1 protein-coding gene is annotated in these 1,610 nt (G+C 28.4%); it reads right to left on the bottom strand.

Annotated features, from left to right (window positions below):
- Positions 1–1,610, bottom strand: a 1,610-nt coding sequence (locus CAMP5060_RS08040) for a hypothetical protein (protein ID WP_337218199.1), incomplete at both ends; no start/stop codon positions are given.

The following is a 1,610-nucleotide window of genomic DNA, read 5'->3' as shown; positions in this document are numbered from 1 at the left end:
CATTTAAATTACTTAGATTTTCTAAATTACTTGCAATTGTTTTATTCTCAAGAGCATTTGAAACTTCAGCTAAAATATCATTTTTAGCTTTTATAGCTTCTTTGCTTGCAAATTTATCATCACTAGCTTTGCTTAAGCCATTGTCTTGATAAACTAGTAAAAAGTCTAAGCTTTGGAAAATTTCTTTTTGAGCTTCTTCTATTGAGGGATTATCTTTATTATTTTTATCAAAGAAATAATCCATAATAAACTTAGTTCTAGCTTCAGCACTATTTTTATCTAAATTTTTATAGGCTTCTAAAATAGCTTTCAAATCAGCTATATCGATGGAGTAATATTTATTTTTCAAATCAGCTATGATTTCATTGATAATAATATCTTTGTAAAGATCATTTTCATCTAAAACAGCTTCTTCACTGATGATATCTTCTGTGTTAGGGATATAATCTGTATCTTGTGATGGTGATATTATAGGAGGCATAGGCTTAAAGATAGTGTTAGTCTGTTCTTTAAAATTATCATAAGCTTTATCTTTATTACTATCATTGTAAATATGAATTTGTAGTTTATTCCAATAATCTTTATCAGCTATTGCGTAAGTTAAATCGTTTTCATGATGGTAAATATGGATATTCTCATAAGAAGCATTATTTGTATAAAAATCATGCCCAAAAAATTTTCCTATATTATTTCTACCACCATTAATCTTAAAATCTTTGTCAAAATACATATAAATATTTTTAAATTTGAAAATACCAAGTTGAGTTCCAGTAAAACCACCTATATAATTTTCATAACCCTCTGTTTTTGACTCTGCATTAACTTTTCCGGAAATTTCAAGAGAAATATTCTCAAAAGTACTGCTATTGTCATTAATATCGCTTACTCTACCAACAAAACCACCTATATAAGAACTACCATTAGTATTATTAGAAGTTATATTTCCTTTAAAATCAACCAAAATATTACTAAAGTATGCTTTACCATCATTGTATAATCCAACAAAACCACCCATATAGACTTCATTGCTTTCACCATGAAAATTGCCTTTTACATTTAAAGATATATTCTTCATTTCAGCATCTCCAGACACATGACCAACAAAACCACCCATATAGACTTCAGCTCCAGTATCATCAAAATGATGTGCATTAGTATAGATATCTCCAATATCATGTGCACGTATATTATTTAATTTTATATTACTCATTACACCAGCAAAACCACCTATCTCAGAAAAAGCATAACGACTTCCCAGTGTTTCTTGGTTGATTTTGTCAATATCATTTATTTCTATATTATATACATCAGTATTATAAATTGCACCAGCAAAACCACCAATTCTAAAATACATATATTCTTGTTCAGAATTAGCATTGCTAATATTGCTAATATCTTTAAGAGTAATATTTTCAATTTTTCCTAGACCAGCCTCATTAAAATCAATAAGTCCAACAAATCCACCAACCGCTTCAGCATCTTTTGCATTAATACCACCTCCCATATAATCTACATTAATATTTTTTATCTCTATTTTGCCTTCATTTGTATCACCAAGAGCTTTCCCAACTTTCCCAAATACACCAACATATTGAGGCTTTTCATTTATA

The sequence above is a fragment of the Campylobacter sp. 1569 genome, assembly GCF_024723675.1.
Classification (GTDB): Bacteria; Campylobacterota; Campylobacteria; order Campylobacterales; family Campylobacteraceae; genus Campylobacter_D; species Campylobacter_D jejuni_C.
This window is presented reverse-complemented; position numbering and strand designations above follow the sequence as displayed.